This window comes from Serratia marcescens subsp. marcescens ATCC 13880 (assembly GCF_017299535.1).
Taxonomy (GTDB): Bacteria; Pseudomonadota; Gammaproteobacteria; order Enterobacterales; family Enterobacteriaceae; genus Serratia; species Serratia marcescens.
The window spans coordinates 625,717-640,917 of the sequence record NZ_CP071238.1; the positions used below are offsets into that span (position 1 = coordinate 625,717).

At 61.4% G+C, this 15,201-nt stretch carries 16 protein-coding genes, 3 tRNA genes and 1 pseudogene; 14 read left to right on the forward strand and 6 right to left on the reverse strand.

The window, feature by feature from the left end; translation table 11 throughout:
• The first annotated feature begins 3 nt into the window (after positions 1–3).
• Genes J0F90_RS02910 through fucP form a run of 4 tightly spaced genes read left to right on the forward strand, consistent with a single transcriptional unit; the run spans position 4 to position 3,247 of the window.
• The gene (locus J0F90_RS02910; RefSeq protein WP_033638792.1) at positions 4–867 is read left to right on the forward strand and encodes an amidohydrolase family protein; all 864 of its coding nucleotides are present in this window, start codon (positions 4–6) and stop codon (positions 865–867) included.
• Complete coding sequence (locus J0F90_RS02915; RefSeq protein ID WP_033638791.1) at positions 845–1,621, forward strand: L-fucose dehydrogenase; 777 nt, start codon at positions 845–847, stop codon at positions 1,619–1,621. Before J0F90_RS02910 ends, J0F90_RS02915 begins: the two co-directional genes overlap by 23 nt.
• Complete coding sequence (locus J0F90_RS02920; protein ID WP_033638790.1) at positions 1,618–1,977, forward strand: L-rhamnose mutarotase; 360 nt, start codon at positions 1,618–1,620, stop codon at positions 1,975–1,977. Before J0F90_RS02915 ends, J0F90_RS02920 begins: the two co-directional genes overlap by 4 nt.
• A 40-nt stretch (positions 1,978–2,017) precedes the next feature.
• A complete protein-coding gene (gene fucP, locus J0F90_RS02925) occupies positions 2,018–3,247 on the forward strand; it encodes an L-fucose:H+ symporter permease (protein ID WP_016929180.1) in 1,230 nt (409 codons plus the stop codon).
• A gap of 1 nt (position 3,248) precedes the next feature.
• Here the strand turns inward: fucP and J0F90_RS02930 are convergent, their stop codons facing one another.
• Positions 3,249–4,451, reverse strand: coding sequence for an MFS transporter (locus tag J0F90_RS02930; RefSeq protein ID WP_033638789.1), 1,203 nt, complete (start codon positions 4,449–4,451; stop codon positions 3,249–3,251).
• Between the two features lie 108 nt (positions 4,452–4,559).
• Between J0F90_RS02930 and J0F90_RS02935 the strand changes: the two genes are divergently transcribed.
• Positions 4,560–5,471: a LysR family transcriptional regulator gene (locus J0F90_RS02935; RefSeq protein ID WP_033638788.1), complete on the forward strand. Its 912-nt coding sequence runs from the start codon at positions 4,560–4,562 to the stop codon at positions 5,469–5,471.
• Here J0F90_RS02935 and J0F90_RS02940 read toward each other — a convergent pair.
• Positions 5,468–6,562 (reverse strand): GGDEF domain-containing protein, encoded by a 1,095-nt coding sequence (locus tag J0F90_RS02940; protein ID WP_033638787.1) that lies wholly within the window; start codon positions 6,560–6,562, stop codon positions 5,468–5,470. The genes J0F90_RS02935 and J0F90_RS02940 overlap by 4 nt on opposite strands.
• A 258-nt stretch (positions 6,563–6,820) precedes the next feature.
• Between J0F90_RS02940 and J0F90_RS02945 the strand changes: the two genes are divergently transcribed.
• The gene (locus J0F90_RS02945; protein WP_004933115.1) at positions 6,821–7,105 is read left to right on the forward strand and encodes a DUF1435 domain-containing protein; all 285 of its coding nucleotides are present in this window, start codon (positions 6,821–6,823) and stop codon (positions 7,103–7,105) included.
• 89 nt (positions 7,106–7,194) lie between these two features.
• Here the strand turns inward: J0F90_RS02945 and J0F90_RS02950 are convergent.
• The 4 genes from J0F90_RS02950 to J0F90_RS02965 form a co-directional block, all read right to left on the reverse strand.
• Positions 7,195–7,281, reverse strand: a tRNA-Leu gene (locus tag J0F90_RS02950).
• A gap of 42 nt (positions 7,282–7,323) precedes the next feature.
• A tRNA-Leu gene (locus tag J0F90_RS02955) sits at positions 7,324–7,410 on the reverse strand.
• 36 nt (positions 7,411–7,446) lie between these two features.
• Positions 7,447–7,533: transfer RNA gene (locus tag J0F90_RS02960), tRNA-Leu, on the reverse strand.
• A 72-nt stretch (positions 7,534–7,605) separates the two neighbouring features.
• Positions 7,606–8,550 carry a LysR family transcriptional regulator gene (locus J0F90_RS02965; RefSeq protein ID WP_033638786.1) on the reverse strand — a complete coding sequence of 315 codons (945 nt, stop codon included), beginning with the start codon at positions 8,548–8,550 and terminating at the stop codon, positions 7,606–7,608.
• 118 nt (positions 8,551–8,668) lie between these two features.
• Here J0F90_RS02965 and J0F90_RS02970 point away from each other — a divergent pair.
• The 8 genes and pseudogenes from J0F90_RS02970 to J0F90_RS03005 all read left to right on the forward strand — a co-directional run.
• A pseudogene (locus tag J0F90_RS02970) lies at positions 8,669–9,046 on the forward strand (aldo/keto reductase); the annotation flags it as partial.
• Between the two features lie 164 nt (positions 9,047–9,210).
• Positions 9,211–10,401: a tyrosine-type recombinase/integrase gene (locus J0F90_RS02975; protein ID WP_033638785.1), complete on the forward strand. Its 1,191-nt coding sequence runs from the start codon at positions 9,211–9,213 to the stop codon at positions 10,399–10,401.
• A gap of 744 nt (positions 10,402–11,145) precedes the next feature.
• The gene (locus J0F90_RS02980) at positions 11,146–11,409 is read left to right on the forward strand and encodes a helix-turn-helix transcriptional regulator (protein ID WP_033638784.1); all 264 of its coding nucleotides are present in this window, start codon (positions 11,146–11,148) and stop codon (positions 11,407–11,409) included.
• Positions 11,406–11,621: a hypothetical protein gene (locus tag J0F90_RS02985; RefSeq protein WP_033638783.1), complete on the forward strand. Its 216-nt coding sequence runs from the start codon at positions 11,406–11,408 to the stop codon at positions 11,619–11,621. Before J0F90_RS02980 ends, J0F90_RS02985 begins: the two co-directional genes overlap by 4 nt.
• Positions 11,608–12,150: a host cell division inhibitor Icd-like protein gene (locus J0F90_RS02990; protein WP_042707118.1), complete on the forward strand. Its 543-nt coding sequence runs from the start codon at positions 11,608–11,610 to the stop codon at positions 12,148–12,150. The genes J0F90_RS02985 and J0F90_RS02990 overlap by 14 nt, the downstream gene beginning before the upstream one ends.
• Positions 12,147–12,410 carry a hypothetical protein gene (locus J0F90_RS02995; RefSeq protein ID WP_033638781.1) on the forward strand — a complete coding sequence of 88 codons (264 nt, stop codon included), beginning with the start codon at positions 12,147–12,149 and terminating at the stop codon, positions 12,408–12,410. The genes J0F90_RS02990 and J0F90_RS02995 overlap by 4 nt, the downstream gene beginning before the upstream one ends.
• Positions 12,407–12,742, forward strand: coding sequence for a DUF5375 family protein (locus J0F90_RS03000; protein WP_103086432.1), 336 nt, complete (start codon positions 12,407–12,409; stop codon positions 12,740–12,742). The genes J0F90_RS02995 and J0F90_RS03000 overlap by 4 nt, the downstream gene beginning before the upstream one ends.
• A gap of 10 nt (positions 12,743–12,752) precedes the next feature.
• A complete protein-coding gene (locus J0F90_RS03005; RefSeq protein WP_033641315.1) occupies positions 12,753–15,098 on the forward strand; it encodes a primase-helicase zinc-binding domain-containing protein in 2,346 nt (781 codons plus the stop codon).
• Positions 15,099–15,201: the final 103 nt, after the last annotated feature.

Here is a 15,201-nt window from a genome sequence, read left to right on the forward strand (position 1 = left end):
CGCATGCCGCGCATCGACGCTCACCAGCACTACTGGCGCTACCACCCGCAGCACTACCCGTGGATCGACGAGCGGATGCGCGTGCTGCGGCAGGATTTCGATCCGCCCCGGCTGCGGCCGCTGTTGCAGGAACACGGTTTCGACAGCGCGCTGGCGGTGCAGGCGCGCCCCAGCGAGGAAGAGACGCTGGCCTTGCTGGCGCTGGCTGAGCGGAGCGAAGGCGTATGCGGCGTGGTGGGCTGGTTGGATATCGCCGCGCCGCAGCTGGCGCAGCGTCTGGAGGCCCTGAGGCCGCGCGCTGCGCTGCGCGGGGTGCGCCATCAGGTGCAGGACGAAGCGGATCCGGCGGCCTGGTTGGCGCGGCCGGAGGTGGAACGCGGCATGCAAACGCTGCAGCGCGCCGGGTATGTGTACGAGATCCTGGTGACGCATCGGCATCTGGCGGCCGCGGCGTCGTTCGCCGCCCGCCATGACGAGCACTGGCTGGTGCTGAATCACCTCGGCAAGCCGGACATCGCGCGCGGCGTGCGGCACTGGGCGCAGCAAATCCGGCCGCTGGCGGCGCTGCCGCACGTGGCCTGCAAGCTTTCGGGCCTGATCACCGAGGCGCCGGGCGGCCGGTGGCGGGCGGAGGAACTGCTGCCGTTCTTCGACGCCGCGCTGGAGGCGTTCGGCCCGCAGCGGCTGATGTTCGGCTCCGACTGGCCGGTGTGCCTGCTGGCCGGCGACTACCGCCAGGTGGTGCAACTGTGCGAACGGGCGCTGTCGACGCTGGGGGCTGCCGAGCAGGCGGCGATTTGGGGCGACACCGCCTGGCGAATTTACGGTTTAACGGAGTCTGGTTATGGATCTGTATCTGCAAGATAAGGTGGTGCTGGTCACCGGCGGCGGTGCCGGCATCGGCGCGGCGATTTCTCATGTGCTGGCTGAAGAGGGGGCGATCCCGGTGCTGGTCACCAACGCCGCGCCGGAGGCGGCGCTGCTGGCCGATTTGCAGCGGCTGCAGCCGCGCACCGAGGTGATCCTCACCGAATTGTGCGATGAGGCGGCCTGCCGCCGCGCGGTCAGCCAGACGCTGGCGACCTTCGGCCGCATCGACGGACTGGTGAATAACGCCGGGGTCAATGACGGCGTCGGGCTGGAGGCGGGGCGTGAAGCGTTCGTCGGTTCGCTGGAAAAGAACCTGGTGCACTACTACCTGATGGCGCACCTGTGCCAGGCGGCGCTGCGGGAGAGCCGGGGCGCCATCGTCAACATCGCCTCAAAGACCGCGCTCAGCGGCCAGGGCGGCACCAGCGGCTACACCGCCGCCAAGGGCGCGGTGCTGGCGCTGACGCGCGAATGGGCGGTATCGCTGCGCCATGACGGGGTGCGGGTGAACGCGGTGGTGCCGGCGGAGGTGATCACCCCGCAGTACCAGCGTTGGCTCAACACCTTCGCCGAGCCGCAGCGGCAGATGGAGAAAATCACCGCGCGCATTCCGCTCGGGCAGCGCATGACCACGCCGCAAGAAATCGCCGATACCGTGGCGTTTCTGCTGTCGTCGCGGTCATCGCATACCACCGGGCAGTGGCTGTCGGTGGACGGCGGCTACCTGCATCTCGATCGGGCGCTGACGTGAGCGGCGCGGCGGCAGGGCGGCGCCGTTTCTGCCAGGCGCTCGATCTGATTGACTCACCGGCGCTGATTGCGGAGTACCAGCAGCGTCATCAGCGCATTTGGCCGGGCATCGCCGCGCATTTGCGCGAGCACGGCATTCTGGACATGGAAATTTACCGGTTGGGCACCCGGCTGTTCATGATCGTGGAGGTCAGCGCCGATTTCGACGCCGCGCGCTTTGACGCCGCCAGCCTGAACAACCCCGAAGTACAGCGATGGGAAGCGCTGATGTGGCACTACCAGGCCGCCACCCCCTGGACGCCGCAGGGCGAAAAATGGGTGGAAATGGCGCGGATTTTCTCTCTGCAACAGCAATAACGCCAACATCATCATCGCCAGACGATACGAGGGTATCACCATGCTTGCTGAAAAAAGTGCGGCCTCCGCGCAGCCGGGCGTCCCCGTGACCGCCAATCTGCGCTGGGCCTTTATCCTGGTCACCAGCCTGTTCTTCATGTGGGGGCTGTCCTATGGCCTGCTGGACGTATTGAACAAACATTTTCAGGAGACGTTGCACGTCACCAAGGCGCAGTCGGGGCTGCTGCAGGCGGCCTACTTCGGCGCCTACTTCCTGGTGGCGCTGCCCGCCGGGTACTTTATGGATCGCAAGGGCTATAAGGCGGGCATTCTGGTCGGGCTGTGCCTGTACGCGCTGGGGGCGTTGCTGTTCGTGCCGGCGGCGTCGGCCAACAGCTTCGGCGTATTCCTGTTCGCGCTGTTCGTCATCGCCAGCGGCCTGGGGTGCCTGGAAACGGCGGCCAACCCGTACGCCACGGTGCTGGGCGACGCGCAGGGCGCCGAACGGCGGCTCAACCTGGCGCAGTCGTTCAACGGCCTCGGGCAGTTTATCGGCCCGCTGATCGGCGGCACGCTGTTCTTCTCCGCCAGTCAGTCCGCCGGCGACGGCGATCAGAGCGCGGTGAAGATGACCTATGTGGCGATCGCCGCGCTGGTGCTGCTGATCGCGCTGTTGTTCAGCCGCACCCGGCTGCCGGCGATCCGCGAAGAGGAAAAGCCGGTGCACGGCGTGATAGCGCAGGGATTATGGCAGCATCCGCATTTCGTCGGCGGGGTTATCACACAGTTCTTCTACGTGGCGGCGCAGGTGGGCGTCGGGGCGTTCTTCATCAACTACGCTACCGAGCACTGGCGCGAGGTGTCTAACCAGAGCGCCTCTTACCTGCTGTCGATCGCCATGATCTGCTTTATGGTCGGGCGCTTCTTCAGCACCTGGCTGATGGGGCGAGTCAAACCGGCGACGCTGCTGGCGGTCTATGCGCTGATCAACATCGCGCTGTGCGGCGTGGTGATGCTGAGCGTCGACGGCGTATCGGTGGTGGCGCTGATCGCAGTGTTCTTCTTTATGTCGATCATGTTCCCGACCATTTTCGCCCTGGGGGTGAAAAATCTGGGCAAGCACACCAAGCGCGCCAGCTCGTTCATGATCATGGCGATCGTCGGCGGCGCCATCATGCCGTACTTTATGGGGGCGCTGGCCGACCGTTACAGCACCGCGCTCTCTTATCTGCTGCCGCTGCTGTGCTTCGCGGTGGTGCTGGTTTACGGCCTGCGGCAGCGCCGCGGCTGATTCAACCCGGCGGCGAATCGGCCTTCGCCGCCGTTGTCAGCGCCTGCGGGCGGGTTCGCATCAGGATCGCCAACGCCAGCAGCAGCACCATTCCGGACAGCACGCCGTTTATCGTCAGGCCTCCGGCGTCCACCACCAGCCCGCCCGCCAGCGAACCGCAGGAAATCGCCAGATTAAACAGCGCGATATACAGCGAAGAGGCGACCTCGACCGCATTGGGCGCCGCCTTGAGCATCCACGCCATCAACGCAACGGAAACGCCGCCGTAGGCGATGCCCCACAGCAGGAGGAAGGCGCCGCCGCTCAGCGGCGCGTGGCCCAGCAGCGGCAGCAGCAGGACGGCGAGCGCCAGCCCGAGGGCGATCAGCGCCAGGGTGCGGCGCAGCCGTTTGGCGGCGGCCTGGCCGGCGATGAAATTCCCGAAGATGCCGGCGACGCCGTAGGCGAACAGCAGCGGCCCCACCCAGCGGCTCTCGATGCCGGCGACCGTCTGCAACAGCGGGCGGACAAAGGTGTAAGCCATAAAGTGGCCGGCGACCAGCAGAAACGTCAGCAGCAGCCCGGTCAGCAGCCGGCGATTCGCGCGCTGCGCGGTGAACGACCGCCAGCTTATCGCCTGCGTGACCGGCAGCGGCGGCAGCACGCACACCAGCAAGAGCAGGGTCAGCGCCGCCAGAACGGCGACCGCCAGAAACGCCATGCGCCAGCCCAGCGTTTCGCCGAGGAATACCCCGAGCGGCACGCCGAACACCGAGGCCGCCGCTACGCCGCCGAAGATGACGGACAGCGCCAATCCGACGGAGGCCGGCGGCACCAGACGTTCCGCCAACCCGCCGGCGATGGCCCAGATACCGCCGATGCAAAAACCCAGCAGGATGCGCGCGGCGAACAGCAGCGCCAGGGAGGTGGCGGCGGCGGCCAGCAGGTTGGCGGCGATCAGCAGCAGCAGAAAGCCCGCCAGCAGGCTGCGGCGATCCGTGCGCCGGGCGCCCAGCACCACCAGCGGGGCAAACAGCGCGGCGAACAGGGCCGGCAGGGAAATCAGCAGCCCGGCGCGGCCGATCGTCGCGTTCAGAGTATTGACGATCGGGGTCAGCAGCCCGACGGGCAGCATTTCTGCCGTGACGACGGTAAAGGTGGACAGGCCGATGGCGAAGGTCGCCAGCCAAGACTTTGCGCCGCCGCCGGCGTGTAAGGCACTCATAAGGATCCTCCCAACAGATGAAGAACCTCAGTGTATCCGCGCCAAAATGGCTGATAAACTGGCATAAATGCGCAACATTGGGGACGAATCGTGGCTAATTTACCGTCTATGCCGTTGGATAACCTGACCGACCTGCTGGTGTTCATTCGCGTCGCCGACGCCTGCAGTTTCACGCTGGCGGCCGAGAGGCTGGGCATCTCCCGTTCGGCGGCGGGCAAATGCGTGACCCGATTGGAGGCGCGATTGGCGACCCGGCTGCTGCAGCGCACCACGCGCAGCGTCAGCCTGACCGAAGACGGCGCGGTGTTTTACGAGTATGCGCAGCGCATCCTGTCGCAGGCCGAAGAGGCGGAAACGGCGCTCAATACGCGGCGGCAAACCCCGCGCGGGCGGCTGCGGCTGGATGTGCCGGTCTCGCTGGGGCGGTTGCACATTTTGCCGATTTTGCGGGAGTTTTTGACTCAGTGGCCGGAGGTGGACGCCGACGTCAGCTTTTCCGACGATTACAGCGATTTGGTGCGCGACGGCATCGACGTGGCGATCCGCGTCGGCGGCAGCGACGACAGCCGACTGGTGCGGCGGGTGCTCGCGCCGCATCGCCTGATCACCTGCGCGGCGCCGGATTATCTGGCGCGGCACGGCGCGCCTGCGAAACCGGAGGCGTTGGGCGATCACGAAACACTGGTCTTCAGCCATCAGGGGCTGCCGGCGCCCTGGCGCTATCGGGTTAACGGTCAACTGCACGAACAGCCGGTGCGCGGCCGGATGCGTTTCAACAACGTCGAGGCCTTGCGGGATGCCGCCATCGCCGGGGCCGGTCTGTGTCAGGTGGGGGCATTTCTGGTCGGCAAGCAGATTGCGGCCGGCACGCTGGTGCCGGTGCTGGAACGCTATTGTCGCCCTGGGCCGCCGATCTGCGCCGTCTATCCCAGCCGGCGCCATCTCTCCCCCAAGGTGAAACTGTTCCTGGCGGCGATCGAACGGCGCTGGCAGGGCAAGGCGATTTGGGAAAGCGCCTAGTGTGTCAATTCCTGCGGTTGCAGCAGAGCGGGCTCGACGTTTTGCGCCAGCTGAATATTGTTGCGGCCGCTGTGCTTCGCCAGATAGAGCGCGGCGTCGGCCGCGCCGATCGCTGACTCGACGTCCAGCCTTTCCAATGCCGAGATGCCCGCGCTGAGCGTCAGCGTGCCGCTGTGCTGCGGGCTGGCGCCGTGCGGGATATTCAGTTCCGCCACGCGTTGACGCACCCGTTCGGCCAGCTGCGCCGCATAGCCTTCGTGCACGTTGGTCAACAGCACCAAAAACTCTTCCCCGCCGTAGCGCACCACGATGTCGCGCGAACGCACCGCATCGCGGATGGCGATCGCCACCTGCACCAGCGCCCGGTCGCCCATGGCGTGGCCGTAGCTGTCGTTGTAGACCTTGAAGTGGTCGATATCCAGCAGCAGCACGTAGTGGCGGCCGGTTTGCGGTTCCAGCAGCATAGTGATCTTATTCTCCAGCCCTCGACGGTTATAAAGGCCGGTCAGGGGATCAAGCATGCTCAAATTATTGAATTTGTCCCGCTCGTTATACAGGTTGGCCACCAGCGCGTGGGTAAAGATTTCACTGCGTTTCAACATCAGGTGATGAATGGAGAAAGCGATAATAGGTAATAGCGTGGTGAATAATATCCGCAGGGTATTATGCATGCCGTCTAAAGCCAGGATCATCATTGCGGAAGGTACGGCGTGTAAACAAAAGGCGGTAAAGTTATCCGTCAGAGAAATAGCGCTGATAAAAAAGATGCTAAACAAACTAATTAATAAAAAATCTTGGTTATTCGGTAGGCAATATTGACTTTTAACGTAAATATGTGCGGCCCAGAGCAGGCCGAGCACGCTGGCGAACAGGTTGAGTTTGCACAAATATTTACGTGGCGTTTGCAGAGAAAATAGCGCTGCTACCAGACAAAATAGCGGTATACATAATAAAGGTAGGGTAAATGCGGGCGTATCCCTAAAAGGGAACAATAATGTAAATACGGAAGAGGCGGCATTCATTATCAGAAAAAGAAATAATGCCAGGCGCTGCTTGCTGTTCAGTAATTCCTGATAAGAACGGGCGTTCATACGGAGGTCACTCTTTGCAAAGTCGTTCTGTCGAATAATTAAGGTTGAGAAGCATTCCCTTGGCGCGAATATCCACTTGAATTGCATGGTTGAGGGTTGTGATTATTATCATGCAAACAGGACTAGGAATTTTCTTATGTCAAATTATCATTTTTTCCTGCTGGTGTCATCTGAGTTTGGTCAGCGCAGTGAAAATGATGCGGCGGCCAAAAAAGTGTTATATGATATTGGTTATCATTATCACTTAAGGAGGTTGTCATGCTCACTGCCATGATTGCCGCGTGCGGGCTGTGGGGCGTCAGTTGGTGCCTCGGGGATCGCCTGGCCAGCGCCTGGGGCGTCTTGCTGCCTTGTGCTTTGATGCCGCTGCTGGCCCTGATCAACCTGGATATGCTCCAGTTGCGCACCCTGATCGTGATAGCGATGTTGGCCACGCTGGTGATGCTGTTCAACAGCCGGCTGCGCCACTATCTGCTGTTGCCTTCCTGCATGGCGCTGGCGGGCGGCCTGGCGGCAGTCAGCCTCAACTTCAGCTTTGGGTGAAACGCCAGAAACGGCAAAACCACGCTTAAGCGTGTTTATCATCAATGCGTTGGGATTTTTTCGAAGGAACCGCCGGAGAGATCATCAATTGGTGCGAAGAGAGGGACTTGAACCCTCACGTCCGTAAGGACACTAACACCTGAAGCTAGCGCGTCTACCAATTCCGCCACCTTCGCACAGTCGATGTTGTTGCTTTGATTTATATTACGTCGCCAGCTTGGTGCGAAGAGAGGGACTTGAACCCTCACGTCCGTAAGAACACTAACACCTGAAGCTAGCGCGTCTACCAATTCCGCCACCTTCGCATCGATGCTGAGTGCAATATAAATCATGTGGTTATTTGGTGCGAAGAGAGGGACTTGAACCCTCACGTCCGTAAGGACACTAACACCTGAAGCTAGCGCGTCTACCAATTCCGCCACCTTCGCGTACCAGAAACATTACCGGAGTAACGTTACCACGGAGGCGAATTCTAGAGATTTTGGCGGGCACGTCAACAGTTATTTCCCCGCTTTGCGGGCGTTTGCTGGAAAAACAGCCATATCGCCGCTTTTCTGCTGGTCAAACAGCCAAATCAGCCAATCAATCAACACCCTGACCCGTGGCGCCAGGAAACGGCCGGGTGGATACATGATGTAAATCGGCATCGGCGGGGGCGGCGTGTCCGCCAGCACTTCCACCAGTTCGCCCTGTTCCAGCCAGGGGGCAAGCGAATAGCGCGCCGCCTGAATCAATCCCATGCCGGCCCGCGCGCCGGCGATGTAGGCGTCGGCGCCGCTGACGCTGAGCCGCGCGGGTAGCTCGCGCAGTTCCAGCTTGCCGCCGCGGCAGAATTCCAGCGGGTAATCGCGGTTGTTGGCCAGGGAAAAATACCCCACCGCGCGATGCGGTTCCAGGCGATCGATGTCGAGCGGCGTGCCGTGGGCCTGCAGATAAGCGGGGGAAGCGCAGGTGACCTGCGGCAGCTGGGCGATGCGCCGCGCTACCAGACTGTCGTCTTCGGTTTCCCAGGCGCGCAGCACGCAGTCCACGCCTTCGCGCAACAGATCGACGTGGGTGTCGTTGGCGCCCAGTGCCAGGGTGATGTCGGGATAACGCCGGTAAAAGTCGTCCAACGCCGGAATGACGATCTGGCGCGCCAGCGAATGGGGCATATCGATGCGCACCTTGCCGGACGGCTGCAGCTTATGGTGACTGAACAGCGTGTCCGCCTCCTCCAAGGCCCCCAGCAACTGCACGCAGCGTTGATAGTAGAGGCTGCCTTCACTGGTCACCTGCACCTGGCGGGTGGTGCGGATCAGCAGGCGCACGCCCAGCCGTTGTTCCAGCCGTTTCAACGCGTTGCTGACCGTGGCGCGCGGCAGCTGCAGGCGTTCGGCCGCCCGACTGAAGCTGCCCAGTTCGACGATGCGGGTAAAAATGCGCATGGCTTGAACCTGATCCATGTCCACTCCGGATTGTTGGTGATTTTTGAACAGTGATGTGCAATCTGCATTATTTATCTTTGTCGCGTAAACAACCAGACTTTGCTGCGTTATCCATTCACCGCATGAGGGCAGCACAATGCAACAACGTAAACTCGGTTCCAACGGTCCCGTCGTCTCCGCCCTGGGGCTGGGGTGCATGGGCATGAGCGACTTCTACTCCACCGGCGCCGATCGGCAGGAAGCCATCGCCACGCTGCACCGGGCGCTGGAGTTGGGCGTCACGCTGCTCGACACCGCCGACATGTACGGGCCGCACACCAACGAAGAGCTGGTGGGGGAGGCGATCAAGGGCAAGCGGCAACAGGTGTTCCTGGCCACCAAGTTCGGCATTCTGCGCGATCCGGCGGATCCGTCGGCGCGCGGCGTCAGCAGCCGGCCCGAGTATATCCGGCGCTCGGTGGAAGGCAGCCTGCGGCGCTTGGGCGTGGAGGAGATCGATCTCTATTATCGGCACCATCCTCTCTTCCTGTAACGTCCGAAATAGTCCAATAACTCACTGAGTAACAATGAATTAGCTGGTGTAGTTGTTCGTAATTGTCCGGTGCTGTCCGGTAGAATCCGGTATCAGGTGTGTGTAGAATTGCGTGTACCCGAGTTCGATCTTAAATTCCTATACACATGCGACTTAACAACTTACAAATCCGTAATGCCAAACCTGCCCCTAAACCTTACACGCTGAGCGATGGATTAGGATTGTCTCTTCTGGTTGAACCCAACGACAGTAAAAGCTGGCGCTTTCGTTATCGCTTTGCCGGTAAGCCCAAGATGATTTCACTTGGTGTTTACCCTGCCGTTTCGTTGGCCGACGCCCGGTCAAAACGCGATGAAGCCAGAAGGCAGGTTGCCGAGGGGCAGAACCCCAGTGCACTCCGCAAAGAGAAAAAGCTGGCACAGTTATATGGGGATGCGAATACCTTTGAAGCGATCGCCAGGGAGTGGCACCGGTCAAAATTGGCGACATGGTCGACGGGTTATGCTGCGGAGGTTTTGCGTGCCTTCTGCCTCGATATTTTCCCCTACTTGGGGCAACGTTCTATATCGACGATAAAGCCACTTGAGCTGCTCACTGTGCTGCGTAAGATTGAGGCGCGTGGCGCGCTGGATAAAATGCGTAAGGTCAGGCAGCGCTGCGGTGAGGTTTTTCGCTATGCCATCGCGACGGGGCGTGCTGAATACAACCCGGCCGCAGATCTTTCCAGTGTGTTACCTGGACCCAATACGACCCACTATCCGTTCTTGACTGTCGATGAACTCCCCGATTTCTTATCAGCCCTTGAGGGATACTCTGGCAGCTTGTTGGGGAAGTTGGCGACGAAGCTACTGATGTTTACCGGGGTTAGGGGCGTCGAGCTGCGTATGGCGCAGTGGCAGGAGATTGACCTGGATAATGCGCTTTGGGAGATCCCGTTGGCGCGTATGAAGATGCGCCGGGCTCATCTCGTGCCGCTATCGACGCAGGTGGTGGCCATCCTGAACGAGTTAAAAGCTTACACGGGCCATTATCGCTATGTCTTCCCGGGACGGGCGGATGTGAACAAGCCGATGAGTGATGCGTGTATCAACCAGCTCCTTAAGCGTATCGGTTATCACGGTCGACTCACTGGCCACGGCTTCAGGCACATGATGTCCACGATTTTGCATGAGCAGGACTTCAATACCGCCTGGATAGAGATGCAGCTCGCCCACGTGGACAAGAACGCCATTCGCGGTACCTACAACCATGCGCAGTACCTTGAGAAGCGTCGTGACATGTTGCAGTGGTACGCCGATTTTATCGCGGGCCTTGCTCGTCAGTCCCACCGCCAATAAATCGTTAAAACCCCCTGGCGCGCAATGCTACCCCCGCCTCGCCTGCGCGCTTTGTGTGTCGCTTTTCATGCACCTGCATGAGAGGCCGCAGGCCGCGCCACTGCTGGTGCGGCAGGGGATAAAACTTGCATTTATCCGCATGCAAAATCATGCACCCTATGCATGCACGCGCCACTTGACACCCGCTAGCCAGAAAAAAAACCTTTTTTGATGACGGGGCGAGAGGCTGTTGCACCTGGCGTTGTCGTACGTCACCGCAAACCGGTGACCGAGGATGATTTCTGACGCGGGGGAGATGTACCGAGCACTGACGATAATCACATCTGAAGTTTTTATTTTTATTACTCACTCTTCATACTGTTCACCAAAATAAAAAAATAGAGATAAATCAGTAGGTAGTGGGTGAAGAGTGGTCGCTGTATCCGTTCACCCGGTGTTCACGCCTGTTCACCGGCTCTCGCAAGGCCTTTTCCCTGGCGAGCGGTGTTTGGCGGTTTTTCCCTATTAATTAACCGCCCATTCATCGCTCAGGCTTTTCGGCCAGTTTGCCAACAAAGGTCAATAAAGGTCAATAAAGGCCAATGTAGGTCAATATGTCCACTTGATTGAAAAATAAGCATAAAATCTGTTCCACCACACAACAACGCCTTGTTGCCACCTCGATAAATAGCCACATAATAGGGCGCTACTGAAGTTCACACCGTTCCGGCCAGCGTTGGCCGGACACAAAGAGGTAGCGTTTTTATGTTGACCGTTTCCACCCCCACCCAATCCACTCCGTCGCCGGTGCTTCAAAACGGCTATACCCCACGCGAGCGCTTTATCCGCCTGCCGGAAGTGCTCTACACCACCGGCCTGTCCCGCTCCACCGTGTACGAGATGATGAGCCGCCGGCAGTTCCCGGCCCAGGTCTCCCTCGGCGGTAAAAACGTCGCCTGGCTGGCCTCTGAGGTCGAGCAGTGGATGGACGAACGTATCGCCAACCGTCACCAGGGGGCTGCCGTATGATGCAGCTAACCTTGGGTCGCCAGCGTTTCACCCTTGATGAACGCGACGCCTTGTTTGTGGCCGAAGCCATCTTGTTGCAGCGCAAGCACCCGGATATCGTCTTGCCTGAACATCGCAGTGAAAAACACGGTGTGATTTGCCTGACGAACCGGCAGGCAAAGTTGCGTCGTATCTGTGCTGACGAAGTGGTTGAGCACAATGCGATCGATTGAACGTCCGGGGGCGTCTTACGGCTTGCCCCCACGTCCGGCCCTGCGCTATAGTCCTCCCGTTGCCGCACAATCGGCAGCCGGGCGTGAGAACCCGAGTTACTTCAAGGCGACACAACACGCGCCAGGCGTGTTTTTTTATGTCGTAGCCTTAGTGCGCTCATTTTTTGCGCGGTGGATGTTATACTATCGCAGCAGTCAATCAATGGTGACTCAGGCGGGGCAGCCTTCGGGCTGGCCGGTTCCCTTGAAGGCCGGTTTCTCACCCCCGTCTGGGCTACCACCCTTGCGTGAGAACTTCGGTGGTAGCAATAACCTTTACTTCAAGGAGGCTGCCACCATGGCTACGACCCTCACCCCGACTCACCCGACATTCTGCTTTTTGTTTGCGGCCGTGCGCCGTTCTGCGCTGACGGCGTCACCGCGTATGGTGCGCACCGTGGCGGATTCTGAGCACAACGCCCGCCGCCTGCTGGCCCGTGATTATGTGTTGTCCTTTGCCGGTCGTCTGCCGGTTAAGGCGGCAGCATGAACACCCTGGCTGACCGTTATTACCGCGACACCCATTACCCTATTCCGCACGCCGATTTTCTGCGTCTCCAGCATGCGCACGCCACCGGCGTGCTGTTCCTCGACCTGCTGGATACCCTCGACCTCGGCGGGCAGCGCCCCGACGCTGAGCAACAGGCATCGTTTGCTTCGGTCATTGCCTTGCTGACCGACCAGCTCGGCCACGTCGTCAACACCTGTGAATCCCAAATCCTTGCCCGCATGGAGGCCACCGCCGCATGAACACCTCATCCTGTTTACCGATTGAAGTCCGCACCGCCGTTTTCCGTCGCGCCGTGGCGCAAGCCTATCTGGACACCTGCGCCTTTTACCGGGTGAGCCTGGGGTACACGCTGGACGAGCTTCAGATGACGATTGCCGTGCGCCTGGAAGGGCACTTTGTGCGTCAGTACGGCGCAGAGGACGGCATGGACATGGCGTGCACCATGCTGAGTGACATGGTGCAGCCGGACGTTCTGGTGGCCGCACCGCGCTTGACCGCGCTGGGGCAAAAGATGATGGACGAGCTGTGCTGCGAGCGCCTGTCGGCATCGCAGAACGCCACCGTACACTGAGGAGAAGAGCATGAGCGCCCACTTCGTATCTCAGACCGTACGCACCGCCACCGGCCACTGGCCGGTGATACTCCCGGCCCTCGGCATTACCTTGCAGCCGAACGGCAAGCCGCAGCCGTGTCCGACCTGCGGCGGTAAAGACCGCTTCCGCTTCGATAACCAGGACGGGCGCGGCACCTGGTTCTGCAATCAGTGCGGGGCCGGTGACGGCCTCAACCTGGTGGAAAAGGCCCTGTCACTGTCTGCCCGGGCTGCCGCCGAACAGGTGGCTGCCGTGATGGGAGAAAACACCAACACCCTGCCACCGGCCGCTGAAGCCCGCCATGCCTCACTGAAGGGCGGTGGGCAAGACAAGGCCGAGGCTCAGCGCAAGGCCGCGCGACAGGCACAGGCTCTGGTGGCCGCTGCCCGCCTCCAAACCGGCAACGCCTACCTGAGCGCCAAAGGCTGGCCGGAGGTGGACACCCTGACCCTGCACGGCCAGTCGCTGCGCGTCGGCGGTATCACCTTCCACCCCGGCGACCTGCTGCTGCCGCTGCACAATGACGGGGGCGAGGTGGTCAACGTGCAGCTGATTAACGCCCACGGCGACAAACGCATGCTGGCAGGCGGGCAGGTGAAAGCCGCCTGCCACACCCTAAGCGGCCCGGACAACGCGGTTATCTGGCTCACCGAGGGCTACGCCACCGGCCTCACCGTGCACCGTCTCACCGGTGAGACGGTGTGCGTGGCGCTCAGCGCCAACAACTTGGCGGCGGTGGCAGAGCAGCTGCGCAGCCATTACCCGGATGCGCGGCTGCTGCTGGCGGCCGACAATGACCGCAGCGGCACCGGGCAGACCCGCGCCGCCGAGGCGGCCACACGCACCGGCGGCACTCCGGCGCTGCCGCCCACGGAAGGCGACTGGAACGACGTTTATGGCCGGGAAGGGGCAGACGCTACGCGTGCCCAGCTCCAGGCGTTTAGCCAGTCGCCACAGCCGAGCCCGTTCGACACGCTGAGCGATGCCGATTTGAAAGCCATGAGCGCCAGCGAGAAGGCCGAACTGCTGGCCGAGCACTACGGCAACACCCTGGCGGTGCCGCCGGTGGGCGAAGAGCTGTGCCGCTATACGCGCGGCGCCTGGCAGGTGCTGCCGCACCGACAGCTGAGCCGGGAGATTGCCGCGCTGTTCCAGAAGGTGCGTGCACCGTTCTCTGCCGCCGGTATCAACAGCATTTTGGACACCCTCAAGCTGATGGTGCCGCAGATGGGCGACCCGGCCCGCCGGTTGATAGGCTTTCGTAACGGGGTGTTTGATACCGTCAGCGGGCAGTTCAGCGTCCACCGGCAAGCGCACTGGCTGCGCACCGTCAACAGCGTGGACTACACGCCACCGCGTGCCGGGGAGAACCTGGCCGACCATGCGCCGCACTTCTGGCAGTGGCTGACGCGGGCCGCCGGGGGCAAGCACGACAAGCAAGAACGTATCCTCGCGGCGCTCTTTATGGTGCTGGCCAACCGCTACGACTGGCAGCTGTTCCTCGAAGTGACCGGCCCCGGCGGCAGCGGCAAGAGCGTAATGGCGGCCATCGCCCGGCTGCTGGCGGGAGCCGATAACACCACCTCCGCCACCATCGATAACCTGGAGTCGGCGCGCGAGCGGGCCAGCGTGGTCGGCTTCTCGCTGATACTCCTGCCTGACCAGGAGAAGTGGAGCGGTGACGGCGCGGGTATCAAGGCCATCACCGGTGGCGATGCGGTCGCCATCGACCCCAAATACCGCGACGCCTACGCGGCGCACATCCCGGCGGTGATACTGGCGGTGAACAACAACCCGATGCAGTTCAGTGACCGCAGCGGTGGCGTATCACGGCGGCGGGTGATACTCACCTTTCCGGAGACGATACCGCTGGCCGAGCGCGACCCGCAGTTGCTGGACAAAATCACCCAGGAGCTGGCGGTGATTGTGCGCCACCTGATGCAGCGCTTCGCCAACCCGAACGAGGCCCGCACCCTGCTTCAGGCGCAGCAAAGCTCGGACGAGGCGCTGACCATCAAACGCCAGGCGGACCCGCTGGTCGATTTTTGCGGTTACCTGACGGTGCTGGGCACCCCGGAAGGGATGATGATAGGCAATGCCAACATCACCCCGCCGAACCCGCGCCGCTATTTGTACCACGCCTACCTGTCGTTTATGGCGGCACGGGGCTATCAGCACGTGATGAACCTGACGGCGTTCGGGCTGGCGGTGCCGCAGACGCTGAAAGAATATGAGCATACGTTGCTCAAACGCCGCACCAAACTGGGTATCCAAACCAACCTGCGGCTGAATGATGACTGCGACGTGGACTGGCTGCCAAAATGCGAGGCATAACAGACGCAACAAAGGAGGCGACGATCGGCCGTGCCGATCAATGTGACTTTATTGATCTGCCTAACCCATTGGACGGTCAATCATCACGCAGCCTATAGTGGTG

Coding starts and splice junctions, on each gene's coding strand:
- J0F90_RS02910 (WP_033638792.1), top strand. CDS start 4: ATGCCGCGCATCGACGCTCACCAGCACTACTGGCGCTACCACCCGCAG.
- J0F90_RS02915 (WP_033638791.1), top strand. CDS start 845: ATGGATCTGTATCTGCAAGATAAGGTGGTGCTGGTCACCGGCGGCGGT.
- fucP (WP_016929180.1), top strand. CDS start 2,018: ATGCTTGCTGAAAAAAGTGCGGCCTCCGCGCAGCCGGGCGTCCCCGTG.
- J0F90_RS02930 (WP_033638789.1), bottom strand. CDS start 4,451: ATGAGTGCCTTACACGCCGGCGGCGGCGCAAAGTCTTGGCTGGCGACC.
- J0F90_RS02935 (WP_033638788.1), top strand. CDS start 4,560: ATGCCGTTGGATAACCTGACCGACCTGCTGGTGTTCATTCGCGTCGCC.
- J0F90_RS02940 (WP_033638787.1), bottom strand. CDS start 6,562: ATGAACGCCCGTTCTTATCAGGAATTACTGAACAGCAAGCAGCGCCTG.
- J0F90_RS02945 (WP_004933115.1), top strand. CDS start 6,821: ATGCTCACTGCCATGATTGCCGCGTGCGGGCTGTGGGGCGTCAGTTGG.
- J0F90_RS02965 (WP_033638786.1), bottom strand. CDS start 8,550: ATGGATCAGGTTCAAGCCATGCGCATTTTTACCCGCATCGTCGAACTG.
- J0F90_RS02975 (WP_033638785.1), top strand. CDS start 9,211: ATGCGACTTAACAACTTACAAATCCGTAATGCCAAACCTGCCCCTAAA.
- J0F90_RS02980 (WP_033638784.1), top strand. CDS start 11,146: ATGTTGACCGTTTCCACCCCCACCCAATCCACTCCGTCGCCGGTGCTT.
- J0F90_RS02985 (WP_033638783.1), top strand. CDS start 11,406: ATGATGCAGCTAACCTTGGGTCGCCAGCGTTTCACCCTTGATGAACGC.
- J0F90_RS02990 (WP_042707118.1), top strand. CDS start 11,608: ATGCGATCGATTGAACGTCCGGGGGCGTCTTACGGCTTGCCCCCACGT.
- J0F90_RS02995 (WP_033638781.1), top strand. CDS start 12,147: ATGAACACCCTGGCTGACCGTTATTACCGCGACACCCATTACCCTATT.
- J0F90_RS03000 (WP_103086432.1), top strand. CDS start 12,407: ATGAACACCTCATCCTGTTTACCGATTGAAGTCCGCACCGCCGTTTTC.
- J0F90_RS03005 (WP_033641315.1), top strand. CDS start 12,753: ATGAGCGCCCACTTCGTATCTCAGACCGTACGCACCGCCACCGGCCAC.